The following is a 13,377-nucleotide window of genomic DNA, read 5'->3' as shown; positions in this document are numbered from 1 at the left end:
CCACAGCAGAGATATCAAAAAAAGCGACATTTGTCGCTTTTTGAGTGTTTTGTTGAATTAATTGTTGGCTGGATTGAGGTCGTTGTTGACGACCAGGTCGATCGCTTTCCAGCTGCCAGAACTGTGGGTCAGGACAATCTGGTAACCGCAGTGATAAGTCCGGTTGCCATACGTGTTGCTCAATACAGTGTAGTCAAAGATGACCTTGCCGACCAGATCATGCTCACCGATTTGAATCAGATCGAGAACCTCGGCATTTTCAAACTTGACGCCCGCATGCCCCGTATACCACTGGTTGTCCATCGTGCGGATCTTGGCCGCAAATTCGCTGCCGGACAGGAAGTAGCCGGTCAAGGTGCCCAGGCCGCCGTCGCCGGTGGCATAGCGCGCCGCTGCTTCGGCAATCGCCGTCATCGTTTTCTCGCCTGCACTTTTGATCTCGCCGCTGGCAGCTTGGCCAACGTAGAAACGCTCTTCATAGGCATCTTTGACAACGACATAGCCCTCGGCGGTGATCTCCGGCTGGGACATCAGCTCGCTGATTTGATAACGGGTGACGGTCGGGGCGGCGGAACTGGTCTTGTAGCGGTCGAAGGTGCCGGCCGGAACCTTGGTCTCCTTAACGTAGTCGCTGCCTAAGAGAATGCCGTTGACCTTGACCTGCGCTTCTGCCGGGGCGTCGATCAGATAGCTCAGGTTGCCGGAACTTTGCATGACGGTTTCCACCAGCCAAGTCTCGTTCTCCTTGCGCAGATTCAGCGTTGAAACTTTTCTGTCCTTGGAATAGACGCCATAGGTGCCTTCATACCCTTCCGCGGATTTATCATCTTTAACATAGTTCAGATCTTTAAAGTCGACATCGCCGTAGATTGTATTCATCGCCGCAGTGAAATCAGCTTCGCTGCTCAGACTGCCGGTACGGGTCTGGAACTGTTGATATAGTTCAGTATAATCCTGCTTTTCAATCTGTTTCATGTACGCCTGCAGCGCGGCGTCGGGCGTTGTTTTTTCATACGCGCTCATCTTGCCGTTGACCAGAGCCAGCACGCCGGCGGAAGCGCCGATCACGATCGCGAGAATCAGTCCGATCATCGCCAGGGCAGTGCCTGTTGGAATTCCTTGTTTTTTACTCATTGCGGTTTCTCCTATTTCACGATAAAGGCGGTCGGCACGCGGCGGTCACCTTTGATCGATACAGTGGTGTTCAGGGTTTCTCCGTCGTAGACCATGACGGTGGAATTGCCGCCGTCCAGATTCGCGGCGTTGACGGCGTCATACTGCTGCATGATGTCGATGATGTCCTGATAGGTTGAGCCGAAGCTGCTCGGCTGCCGGCCGTCCAGCACCATCAACAGGAACGCGCCGTCGTAGCGTTGACCGATCACGGTACGCGGATTCAGGCCCGGATGCCGTCCGGTTTCGAAGACGACTTCCCAGTTTTTGATAAAGACCGGACCGAAGGTTACGGCGTCGCGGATATCATAATCCAGCGCCTGCTGAGCGGTCATATCGCCAACGACCAGCTGATTGGCGTTGTTGATGCCGATAACCGGCGTGAATTCGCCGGGGGTGCCGCTGATCAGCTTGCCGTCGTGAATGACGATGCCGTAAGCGGTGCCGCCATTGCCGTTGCCGCCGGCATCCTCAAAGCCGCCGGCGTTGATCCCGGCGATCGCGTTGTTGTCCTGAATGTATTTTTCGACGGAATAGCCCGGCGCTCCGGAATCCATATTTGGATTGCAGGCGACGAAGACGCGGGATGGATCGTGGACGATCATCAGCTTGCCTTCAAAGGTCGTGCCTTTCAGATCAATGATCTCGATCGCGTCCTGATCAGCGCTGGGAACCTCGGCAGACTGTTCGCTCTGGTCAGTGAGCTGCGGATTGCGGATCGCATCCAGTTCGGCTTGGGAATAGAACAACCCCGCGGCCTTGTACTGCAGGCTGCCTTCGTCCATCGTTTCCAACAGATGCCGGGTGTACGCTTTGTATGGCCCGCGGTAGATCGAATTGAGCGCCAGCGTCCCGGTAATCCCGGCACCCGCAAGCACCATCACCAGAATGATGCCGCTCAGCGCTCCGGCCGAAATCCCGGATTTTTTCGCTTTTCTTTTTTTACTCATTGAATTCCTGTATGAAGTTCACTCTTCATACGACTCCTTTCTTTTCTCAGTGTTGAACCACAGCCTAATTATATCGGCAATGGGGCGAGAAAACAATGCGCAAGCCGACGAAAACAATGAAGACTTCATGACGAAGCTTTGCAAATCAACGCCGAAGCGTCTGTTAAAACATAAAAAAAATTTAGGCTATAAGTGCGAAATCGCCTTCATTTTTCAACGGCTTTGGGGTTTGCCGCATCCAGAAAGAGAGCAGAGATTCGCATCGTTTCCTGTTTGAATCTAAAAATAAATTAGAATTTTTTTAGAGGTAGGGAATGAATCCGGTAAAAATTTCCTGAAAACAGGTAAAATCATCGAAAAATAGGAATAAAGCCTGAAATTTAGTAAGAACAATGTGGTAATTGTTTGCTTATTCCAAATAATTTCACAAATTGGTTTCAAATCGTTGAAAAATAAAAAAATTAGTTTTAAGATGGATTTAAGAAAGCGGTTACATAACCGTCGGAGGTAAGGAAACATGAGAAAAGTTTTAACTGTCCTGTGCTGTTTCTTTCTCTGTGCCGCAGCCTTGAGCGGATGCTCAGACAAAGGGACAAAGGAACCGGAGAAGCAGCCGGACAATGCCCAAACACCGGGCGAGTCCACGGAGGGAATCGATCAGTCGACCTTTGAGGAACTGCTGCAGAAGGGGATTGAGAACGGCAAGAAAGTAACGGTCTATTCCACTCATTCCGTCGTCGTCAGCGGCTGCGAAGCGTTTAAGAACAAATATAACTTAGACGTTGAATTTGAATGCACGCAGATCGGCGATACCAACCAGATCACTCAGGTTGCGGAGGAAGTTGCCTCCGGCGCTGAAGGCGCGGATCTTATCTTTATCCAGGACGGCGCGCGCGTCATGTCCGATCTGGTCGAGGAAGGCTACGTCTATAACTGGTACAATCAGGAAATTTATGATCTGGTCGGCGCGGATACAGAACCGCTGTTAGTCTACGATTACTGCAACAAGGTCTTCATTTTCAACAGCGATAACGTCAAGGAAGAAGACCTGAGCAATATCTGGTATGTCACCGACGAGCAATACAAAGGCACCGTTCAGATGAAGGATCCGTACAGCGAGGGCGTCAACATGGACTTCCTGACGCAGATCACTTCCGACGACTACGCGGCCAAGCTGGAAGCGGCGTACAAAGATTACTACGGAACCGATCTGGTGTTGGACAGCGATTGCCCGAATGCCGGTTACCAGTGGATCAAGATGCTTTACAACAACGGTCTGGTCGTCGGCTCCTCGGACGGCGATATCGCCCAGGCAATCGGCGCGGAAGGTCAGAGCGAGCAATGGTCGGCCTTAATCACGCTGAACAAATATAAGAAGAATCTGGATAAGGGCTACAAGCTGGGCTTCGCCTCCAACGTCACGCCGTTTGCGGGCTTCATTTATCCGATCTACGGCCTGTTGACAAGCAATGCCGACAACCCGGATATGGCGAAGGCGTTCCTGTGCTGGCTGTTCACCGAAGAAGGCTGGTTCGGCAACGGCGAGCTGAAGATCAACGACGGCTCCCTCTACAACGGCATGACCGGCCGCTTCGGCGATTACTCCGGCAATACCAATCTGAAAGTTACCGACGGCGACAAGACGGTCAAGGAATGGAAATCGATCTTGGTCGAAGAAGATCCGATCTACTGCTCCGAGCGCCGCGCGGATGTTGAAGACTTCATCAATCTGATCAAATAAGAAAGCTCTCGGAAGGTTGTGGTGTTCGCCATCACAGCCTTTCTCACTCTTAGGGAGGGGAATATGAAAAGAAAGCTCAATCAAGTCAAGACATTCTTCAGCAAACCCTATAACATCCTGTTGGTGCTCTTTTTGATCGTTCTGACCTATCTGGTCGTCTTTCCGCTGTTTTCGATCGTGAAGGATACCTTCCTGGTCCATTCCGCTGAGAAATCCCGCGTCCATCAGGCGGTCGGCAGCTTGACAGCGTATCATTGGAACCGCACGTTCGCCAGCGTTTACAGTAAATCCTTATTGTATGAACCGCTGGCCCACAGCCTGATCTGTTCGATCAGCGCCTGCATCGTCGCAATTTTAATCGGCGGGGGCTTTGCCTGGCTGGTTACCCGCAGTGATCTGCGCTGGAAAAAAGTCCTGACCAAGCTGTTCATCTTCCCATACATCATGCCGAGCTGGACGCTGGCGTTAGCCTGGAAGAATTTCTTTAAAAACGCTGCGGTCGGCGGAGCGACCGGCATCTTCACGGCACTGACGGGGATCGCGACGCCGAATTGGTTCGCTTATGGACCATTTCCGATCATTCTGGTCACCGGGCTGCATTATGCGCCGTTCGCCTATATCCTGATCGGCGGCATCCTGCGCAACATGGATGCGAATCTGGAAGAAGCGGCGGTCATCCTGAAAACCAGACGCCTGCGGATGTTTACGCGGATTACAATTCCGATGGTCATGCCGGCCGTGCTGAGCACGGTTATTCTGGTCTTCTCCAGCGCGATGAGTTCATTCGCCGTACCGCAGTTCCTCGGTCTGCCGGTGCGTTATTACGTGCTGACCACCGAGCTGTACGCCGCGCTGCAGGGAACCAACCCGGGCGTCGGCTACATTCTGGCGATTGTCATGATCATCATCAGCGTGCTGATCATGCTGGCAAACCAGAAGCTGATCGGCAAGCGCAAATCCTATGCGACGGTGACGGGCAAAAGCGCCAACGTGTCGCTGTTCCATTTAAAGAAAGCCCGCAGTCTATTGTCAGTGCTGGTGCTGTGTCTGGTGCTGTGCATGTCGGTCGTCCCGCTGATCTCGTTCTTACTGCAGTCGCTGATCATTATTAAAGGCAATTACAGTCTGTCCAACATGACGCTGGATTTCTGGATCGGCAGCTCCAAGGGCGGCAACGATGTCATGGACAAGGCCGGAATCCTGATCAACGCGGATGTCTGGAAGACGTTGTTCAACAGTCTGAAGCTTTCGGCGATCGTCGCGGTGGGCGCGGGTACGCTGGGCTTTCTGGCCGGCTATGCGATCGTGCGCCGGCGGGGAAGCAAGCTGAGTCAGATCGTAGAAAACCTGACGTTTATCCCATATCTGATTCCGTCAATGGCTTTCGCGGCGATTTATCTGTCGATGTTCTCACGGCCGCACGGGATCATTCCGTCGCTCTACGGCACCTTTGCGATTCTGGCGCTGATCGGGACGGTCAAATATTTGCCGATGGCCTCTCGTTCCGGTGTGAATTCGATGCTGCAGCTGTCGCCGGAAATTGAGGAGGCCGGCATCATTCAGGGCATTCCCTGGGTCAAACGGATGGCGAAGATCATCGTGCCGATCGAGAAGTCGACGATCGTCTCCGGCTATCTGCTGCCGTTTGTTTCCAGCATGCGTGAGCTGAGCTTATACGTGATTCTGGTCACCGCAAATAACCGCGTGCTGACAACGTTGTTATTCATGTATGATGAAAAGGGCTGGGAGCAGTATTCCAACGCGATCAACCTGTTGATCATCTTCGTCGTACTCGTCGTCAACTTCGCTGTGGAAAAGCTGACCGGAGCTTCGATTGAAAAGGGTGTAGGAGGAGGAAATTAACATGCCGACGATACGGTTAGTCGATATTACAAAGCGGTTTGGCAAGGATTCTGTTGCCGTAAATCATTTGAATCTGGAAATTAAGGACGGGGATTTCGTTTCCCTTTTAGGACCTTCCGGCTGCGGCAAAACGACGACGCTGCGGATGATCGCCGGGCTGGAAACGCCGAGCGAAGGCGAGATCTACATCGACGATCAGCTGGTGTTCTCCGATGCCAGGGGCGTCAATGTTTCACCGGATAAGCGCAACGTCGGTTTCCTGTTTCAGAACTATGCCCTGTGGCCGCACATGACGGTGTATAAAAATATTTCATTTGGTTTGGAAAACATGAAATGGCCGAAGGAAAAGATCGACTCCCGGGTGAAGGAAATCTGCCAGACGATGCGGATTGAAGAATACATTCAGCGCTATCCGTCTGAATTGTCGGGTGGTCAGCAGCAGCGCGTTGCGATCGCCCGGACCTTAGCCCCGAACCCGCGGGTGTTGTTGATGGACGAACCGCTGTCCAACCTGGACGCCAAGCTGCGCAACGACATGCGCGCTGAACTGAAGCGGCTGCACATGGCGACCGGAGCGACGTTTGTCTATGTAACCCACGATCAGTCGGAGGCGATGACGCTGAGCTCGAAGGTATGTCTGATCAAGGAAGGCGTCTTGCAGCAGTATTGTCCGCCATTGACGTTGTATGGTGAACCGGCGAATTTATTCTGCGCTGATTTCATGGGCAATCCGGCGATGAATTTCATTTCCTGCCACGGGATCAAAAAGGATCAGGCAGTCGAATTGACCTGCCGGCATTTCTCGGTTCGTTTCACGCCGAACCAACCGCTGGCGCTGCCGGCGGAAGGGGATTATGTTTTAGGCGTAAGACCGGAATTTGTTAAAGTCAGCGCGGACGAGGGCATCGAAGGCACGGTTGTTTCCTCATTGCCAAGCGGGATGGAAACAACGTTGTCGCTGGCGGTCAAGGACATCACGTTGTCGGCGGTGGCCTTCGGCAGCATCGACTTCGCGATGGATTCCGTCATTCACTTCGGTTTTGAAGGGGATCGGTATATCCTGTTTGACGCGCAGTCGACAGAAAATCTGGGACTGGGTTCCTTACAGATTTTAAACTGATTTAAATAGGGTAATCCTGAAAGAGGAGTGGAACATGGGCGAAAAAGGAGAAAAATTATTTTGGACCGGCGTCGACCGGGTAATGAACATCGTGCTGCTGGGCTTTCTGTGGCTGATCTGCAGTCTGCCTGTCGTCACGATCGGCGCCTCCAGTACGGCGCTCAACGCCTCGATGAGCGGTTATGTGCGGGGAGATCGCCGCTCGGTGATAAAATCCTTTTTCGCCGCGTTTCGTCAGCATTGGCCGCTAGCCACGAAGATCTGGCTGATCCATCTGGTTGTCATCGCGGTGCTGCTGTGGGATTTGATTTATTATCGGATCGGCGAATCGTCGCAGGATGTGCTGGGGGCCACGGTGGCTGCGGTTGGGCTTGGGCTTGTCTTTTTTGAATTGTTGATGGTCTTTGCACTGCTGGCGGAAGTTCCCGGGCTGACAGTAAAAACAGCGCTGGCGAAGGCGCTGGACCTGGCGTTTACTTGTTTCTTGGAGTCGTTGTCTATCGCGGTGCTGACGCTGGCGGTGCCGGTGGCAGTCTTCTTTCTGCTGCCGGGATTCCTGCCGGCATTGCCGGGCTTGATTGTGTATCTGGACTGGCAGATCCTGCCGAAGATGTTCCAGAAAGCCAAGTTTAAAAAGGGCAGCCGGGAACAGAATCGGATGTTACGGAAACAAAATCACTGAAGGCGGAAGGCGGAGCGAAGTTTCTGCCTTCGTTTTTTTATTTTTTTGTTGAAATCATAAAAAGTTTATGCTATTATTACAAAGCAATCGGAAAAAATGGCTCGTTGGTGAAGTGGCTTAACACAGCGCCCTTTCACGGCGTCATTCACGAGTTCGAATCTCGTACGAGTCACCATTTTTTTAGGGGTGTGGTTCAATGGTAGAACAGAGGTCTCCAAAACCTTTGATGGGAGTTCGATTCTCTCCACCCCTGCCACTTATTCGCAAAGCCTTTCTGAAAGGCTTTTTTTATTGCATAATAATCCCCAGTTTAGTCTAAAAATAAAAGTACCAGATTGAGAAATATCGCCGGGAAATTGGACCCCGGCGATCAAATCTTCCGGATGTTCCTTTTTTGTGTCTTTTGTCACGCTGAACACGCGAATACCGGTTTACTTTTCAGGTTAAATATCTTAAAATTACGATGTATCTAAGATGAGAAGGAGATTAACTATGAAAATTTCATCACTACAATCTGCTAGATATGAGTATTCACCGAAACTTCCAGGTATGCTGAGACATGGCATTGCCAATATCGGGGTTCAGGAAGGCGAAGAAACTCAAAGCGCAGCCGATCAGGAAGTAATCAAACGCTTATTTCCAAACACATACGGCAAAAAAGAAATTACATTTGTTCAGGGTGAGAACACGGCGGAAACGAAGAAACAGGTCGTCGGCGTGATTCTTTCCGGCGGTCAGGCTCCGGGCGGACACAATGTCATCTGCGGCTTATATGATGCTTTAAAAGCTGCGAATAAAGAAAATGTTCTCTATGGTTTCAAGAATGGTCCGATCGGTTTGATTGAAGACGATTATTTGATTTTTGACGATGCCTACATCAACCAGTACCGCAACACGGGCGGATTCGATATCATCGGTTCCGGCAGAACGAAGCTGGAAACTAGCGAACAATTCGCGATCGTTGCGGATGTCTGCAAGAAGCATGGAATTACGGCGATTGTCATCATCGGCGGCGATGACTCCAATACCAATGCGGCGGTTTTGGCTGAATACTTTGCGGCGCATGACACCGGCGTTCAGGTCATCGGCTGCCCGAAGACGATCGACGGCGACCTGAAGAACGAAGACATCGAATGCTCGTTCGGGTTTGATACGGCGACCAAGACTTACAGCGAAATCATTGGCAACATCGAAAGAGACGCGAATTCCGCGAAGAAATACTGGCATTTCATCAAAGTCATGGGCCGTTCCGCTTCCCATGTCGCTCTGGAATGCGCGCTGGAAACGCAGCCGAATATCTGTCTGATCTCCGAAGAAGTATCGGAAAAGAAAATGTCGCTGTCGCAGATTGCGGATTACATTGCGGATTCCGTTGAAAAGCGTGCGGCAAAGGGCATGAACTTCGGCGTTGCGATCATTCCGGAAGGCGTCGTTGAATTCGTACCGGAATTCTCTGCGTTAATTCAGGAAATCAACGAACTTCTCGCCGGAAGCAAGGCTGACGCGTTCAACGCGCTGGCGACGTGGAGCGAAAAGTATGCGTTCATTGAACAAGGACTGACGAAAGAATCCATGGGCGTCTTTGCGATCCTGCCGGAAAACATCCAGCAGCAGCTGTTCCTGGAACGCGATCCGCACGGCAACGTCCAGGTTTCTCTGATCGAATCGGAAAAATTATTCTCGGCGTTAGTCAAGGATAAACTGGATGAAAGAAAGAAAGCCGGAACGTATAAGGGAAAATTCAGCCCGCTGCATCATTTCTTAGGCTATGAAGGACGATGCGCGTTCCCGTCTAACTTTGATTCCGACTACTGCTACTCGCTGGGATATAATGCGTTCATGCTGATCCAGTATGGCTATAACGGGTATCTGTCAAAGATCTCCAACCTGTCCAAGCCGGCCAGCGAATGGACAGCGGGCGGTATGCCGATCACGAAGATGATGAACATCGAAAGAAGACATGGCGAAGACAAGCCGGTCATCAAGAAAGCACTTGTCGAGCTGGATGGCAAGCCGTTTAAATTCTTTGAGGCTCATCGTGAGGAATGGGCTGTGGAAACCAGCTTCGTTTATCCGGGCGCGATCCAGTATTACGGACCAGCTGAAGTCTGCGATATCACGACGAAGACGCTGGCGCTGGAACACGCTGAGTAAAACAAAAACATTCTGTTTCCTTCCGAATCTGTTTTAAAGTAACAAAAAAAGAAATTGCCGAATGGATTGAATTTTCCAAGGGGCAATTTCTTTTTTTCATTTTATCGAATGTGTTCAACTGGAATCTCTGCGATATCAGAAGCGTGAATCAGCTCGTTGTACGTGCTCAGGACCAGCTTCAGATTTTCTGACAAAGGATTGGCGCCGTTTAAATAAAGCACGCGGCAGGGCAGACTGGCCGCCCATTCCAGATGCCGTTTGCGGCAGGGAGAACCGTCGGTTTCGTAGCGGTCAGAATCCGCCAGGAAACGCTGGTGCGCTTCAAACATATCCCCGCCCGGCAGAATCCGCGCGCCGAAGGCTTCCAGTTCCCTCTGGTGCAGACGCTGCCGGCGAAGCTCGGCCGGAGCGTCGACATGCACGGCCAGATCAAACAACGGTACAAACGGCGCATTGAAGCTGTCCATTGATCCAGCCATGACGAAATGATCGAATGGAGTAATGTCATGCATCAGCCGTTCGGCTTTTTCTGTTCGCGAAAACATGAGCGTGAACGGAACTGGCGTGTCTTTGCGCCATAGATAATCGTCGATGTCAAAATAGGGATAACCCAGTTCACTGGCCGTCATCCTGCCCAGCGTGGTTTTTCCTGAACCGGAAGAACCAAATAAAAGAATACCTCGCGTCATCGCTTACCCTCCCCTGATATACTGTCCGGACTTTTATTCTATCCCGGAAATGCAGGTTCCGCAATCGGAAGCTTCCAGAATCAAGGATAATCAACATGTTTCGCTCTGGCGGAAGGAAGTTTTTTTATTCCAGGTCGATCAGGCGGACGTTGGTCACGCCCTTTTTCTCTTTCAGGCTGCGCAGCACTTCGTCGATGGAACAATCCAGATCTGAGATATCCAGCGAGAGGCTGACCGAGGCGTGATCATGAATCGGAATTGACTGGTTGATCGTCAGCACGCTGGTGTGCTGGGCCGCCAGTTCGTTGAGCACCTCGCTTAACACGCCCTGCTGATGTGTCAGGATCATGCTTAACACAGCTTTGCGGCCGCGCGCGTTTTCCGAGAAAGAAAAGATCGAATCTTTATATTTATAATAGGTGCTGCGGCTGATGCCGACGCGCTGAACAGCTTCGCTGACCCCTTTTACTTTGTGCTGTTCGACAAGATCGCGGGCTTCCACAACTTTCGCGTAAAAATCCGGCAGGATTTTCGTGTTGACGATCAGATATTGTTCACTCATAGGGTTCCTCCTTGCATTCAATACGGACGCCTTCCTGTTGGACGCGGCAGGGCAGCAGCTGCCAATGATGATCCAGTGTTTTGAGCTTTAACGAAAGGGCAGCTTCCGGAAGATCATCGAGAAATAAGGCCAGCAGCGTCGGCCCGGAACCGCTGATCATTACCGCGGCGGCTCCCTGATCGACGCATAACTGTTTTACAGCCGCATATTCCGGAATCAGCGGGATGCGGTAAGGCTCGTGCAATGGTTCGTTCATCGCCGCTTCCAGCAACGCGCTGTCCGCCGTTTCCAATCCTTTTAATAGAAAAGCCAGCTTGCCCAGAGCGCCCGCGGCCTGGGCATGAGGAATCCTCTGAGGCAGAGCCTGGCGGGCACGGCGGGTTTCCAGTTCGAAGTCCGGGACCAGCGCGGCCAACCGCAGACGTTCGCTGACGCTGAAGTCGGCGGTCAACAGACAGTCCTGATCGATCAGCGCGGCCTTCAATCCGCCTAACAACGCCGGGGTGACATTATCCGGATGACCTTCCAGTTCACAGGCCAGCCGCAGAAGATCCAGCGTGGAGACCGGCTCGTTCAACAGCGCGTTCGCCCCGCACAGGCCCGCGAGGATGCAGGCGGAAGACGATCCCAGACCGCGGCTGACCGGGATCGGCGAATCAATCGTGATCCGGACGGGGATTGGTTTCTCGTTCAGCTTTTGAAACAAACGGCAGTAGGCTTTCCAGACTAAATTATTCTCGTTGCAATAACGCCGGGGACAACCGGTAATCGCAAACTGCGCGGCGGGGGTGAAAGTGAAGCTGGCTTGTAAGTCCAGCGCCAGTCCCAGCGTATCAAAGCCGGGGCCTAAATTGGCGGTCGTCGCCGGTACGGTCACTTTAATCATGATTCATCGCCTGCACTTTCTGCCGGACGTAATCGAGAATCGCATCCTTTTCGATCTGATCGGTATGCCGAACTGGTTTGTCCCGCAAGCCTTGCAACGGAGCGGGAATTGGAATTCCGGTGCGTTTGCTCAACTGTTCCATCGCCATCCACTCGTCCATTTCAGCCGCACCGAACAAGGCTTCATAGACGTCCTTGCTGAACTTGAAGCACGAAGCGGTCGCCAGGACAACGCATGGATTTTTTTCAAATCCTTCACTTCGCAGCCGGCGCAGGACGTGCACGCCGACTGCGGTGTGCGGATCGAGGACCTGACCGCTTTGGGCATAGACCTGCCGGATGGTTGCGGCAGCCTGCTCGTCGGTACAGTCGCCGCAGGCAAATTGTTTCTGCAGGCGGCGGAGTAACGCGGAGTCAATCTGATATACTCCCTGTTTCTGCAGCTGCTCCATATAGGCCGCGACCTGTTGGCCATCCAGTCCTGTTTCATGCGCCAACAGGCGTTCCAGATTGCTGGAAATCAGGATATCCATCGACGGCGACGTCGTTTTCTTTAATGTCCGCCGGCGGTTGTAGCGGCCGGTAGTGAAAAATTCGGTCAGGACGTTGTTGGCGTTGCTTGCAACGATCAGCTTGCCCACGGGCAAACCCATCTGCCTGGCGTAATAGCCAGCCAGAATATCGCCGAAATTTCCGGTCGGCACACTGAAATCCAACGTCTGCCCAGCCGTGAGCACGCCTTGCTGACGCAGCTGGCGGTAGGCCCAGAAATAATAGACGATCTGTGGAACCAGCCGGCCGATATTGATCGAATTGGCGCTGGAAAGCTCAAGCTGGCAAGCGTTGAGCGCGGTGCGCAGCTGCGGATCGGCGAAGCAGCGCTTGACTGCGCTCTGGGCGTCGTCAAAATTGCCGCGGATCGCGCACACGCCGACGTTGCGACCTTCGCTGCTGACCATCTGACGCTGCTGGATTTCGCTGACAAGATGATCAGGATAAAAGACAAGCAGCTCGCAATTCGGCCGATTTTTGAAACCTTCCAGCGTCGCTTTGCCGGTATCGCCGGAGGTTGCCGTCAGGATCAGCGTTTTCTGCGGCTGACTCTGCCGCCGGGAAGCTTCCGCCAGAAATAACGGCAGCAGCGACAGCGCGATATCCTTAAACGCTGCCGTCGGTCCGTGATACAACTCCAGTAAAAAGTCGGAACCCAGCGGAGAAAGCTTCACGATGTCCTCCGCGTCGAAGCGTCCCTTGTAAGCCTGATGAAGCAGAGCCTGAAGCGCGGGGGCGTCCAATCCGTCGGTAAAGCAGGCCAGCACAGCCTGGGCGATGGCCAGATAACTGAGCGGCAGGGTCTCCACGTCGATCTGCCGGTTTTCCCAGTCGGTCGGGATGATTAAGCCGCCGTCGTCAGCCACGCCGTTTCTGACCGCCGTCCAGAAATCCCCTTCAATATGCGAACCTCGCGTACTGCATAACTGTTTTTTCATGTGTCCACCTCTTGAATTTTTTAACAGTTCTATGATACAATGTCTTTCAATGAAAAACAAGTGTATTT

General features: G+C 52.4%; 11 protein-coding genes and 2 tRNA genes. 7 read left to right on the top strand and 6 right to left on the bottom strand.

The features are described 5' to 3' along the window. Positions 1-57 precede the first annotated feature (57 nt). The gene (locus I2G61_RS02440) at positions 58-1,134 is read right to left on the bottom strand and encodes an NTF2-like N-terminal transpeptidase domain-containing protein (RefSeq protein ID WP_195547862.1); all 1,077 of its coding nucleotides are present in this window, start codon (positions 1,132-1,134) and stop codon (positions 58-60) included. An 11-nt stretch (positions 1,135-1,145) separates the two neighbouring features. After that, positions 1,146-2,123, bottom strand: coding sequence for a phosphodiester glycosidase family protein (locus I2G61_RS02435; protein ID WP_083538428.1), 978 nt, complete (start codon positions 2,121-2,123; stop codon positions 1,146-1,148). 517 nt (positions 2,124-2,640) lie between these two features. Here I2G61_RS02435 and I2G61_RS02430 point away from each other — a divergent pair. From I2G61_RS02430 to I2G61_RS02400, 7 genes are all read left to right on the top strand, one after another. Next, positions 2,641-3,864: an ABC transporter substrate-binding protein gene (locus I2G61_RS02430; protein ID WP_195547861.1), complete on the top strand. Its 1,224-nt coding sequence runs from the start codon at positions 2,641-2,643 to the stop codon at positions 3,862-3,864. A 63-nt stretch (positions 3,865-3,927) separates the two neighbouring features. After that, positions 3,928-5,727, top strand: a complete 1,800-nt coding sequence (locus I2G61_RS02425; protein ID WP_195547860.1) for an iron ABC transporter permease — start codon at positions 3,928-3,930, stop codon at positions 5,725-5,727. A gap of 1 nt (position 5,728) precedes the next feature. Further along, positions 5,729-6,847: an ABC transporter ATP-binding protein gene (locus tag I2G61_RS02420; RefSeq protein ID WP_072683616.1), complete on the top strand. Its 1,119-nt coding sequence runs from the start codon at positions 5,729-5,731 to the stop codon at positions 6,845-6,847. Between the two features lie 34 nt (positions 6,848-6,881). Further along, positions 6,882-7,529 (top strand): YesL family protein, encoded by a 648-nt coding sequence (locus I2G61_RS02415; protein WP_072683615.1) that lies wholly within the window; start codon positions 6,882-6,884, stop codon positions 7,527-7,529. Positions 7,530-7,627: 98 nt separating this feature from the next. Next, positions 7,628-7,704: transfer RNA gene (locus I2G61_RS02410), tRNA-Glu, on the top strand. 7 nt (positions 7,705-7,711) lie between these two features. Further along, positions 7,712-7,785 (top strand) — tRNA-Trp (locus I2G61_RS02405). A gap of 236 nt (positions 7,786-8,021) precedes the next feature. Then, complete coding sequence (locus I2G61_RS02400) at positions 8,022-9,683, top strand: diphosphate--fructose-6-phosphate 1-phosphotransferase (RefSeq protein ID WP_072683614.1); 1,662 nt, start codon at positions 8,022-8,024, stop codon at positions 9,681-9,683. A gap of 101 nt (positions 9,684-9,784) precedes the next feature. Here the strand turns inward: I2G61_RS02400 and I2G61_RS02395 are convergent, their stop codons facing one another. The 4 genes from I2G61_RS02395 to thrC form a co-directional block, all read right to left on the bottom strand. After that, a complete protein-coding gene (locus I2G61_RS02395; protein WP_072683613.1) occupies positions 9,785-10,372 on the bottom strand; it encodes a shikimate kinase in 588 nt (195 codons plus the stop codon). 124 nt (positions 10,373-10,496) lie between these two features. After that, positions 10,497-10,934, bottom strand: coding sequence for an ACT domain-containing protein (locus I2G61_RS02390; protein WP_006060701.1), 438 nt, complete (start codon positions 10,932-10,934; stop codon positions 10,497-10,499). Continuing rightward, positions 10,927-11,820, bottom strand: coding sequence for a homoserine kinase (gene thrB / locus I2G61_RS02385; RefSeq protein ID WP_072683612.1), 894 nt, complete (start codon positions 11,818-11,820; stop codon positions 10,927-10,929). Before thrB ends, I2G61_RS02390 begins: the two co-directional genes overlap by 8 nt. Beyond that, a complete protein-coding gene (thrC, locus tag I2G61_RS02380; protein ID WP_072683611.1) occupies positions 11,813-13,309 on the bottom strand; it encodes a threonine synthase in 1,497 nt (498 codons plus the stop codon). The genes thrB and thrC overlap by 8 nt, the downstream gene beginning before the upstream one ends. Positions 13,310-13,377: the final 68 nt, after the last annotated feature.

Source organism: Holdemania sp. 1001095H_141210_F2, from assembly GCF_015558105.1.
GTDB lineage: Bacteria > Bacillota_I > Bacilli_A > Erysipelotrichales > Erysipelotrichaceae > Holdemania.
This window is presented reverse-complemented; position numbering and strand designations above follow the sequence as displayed.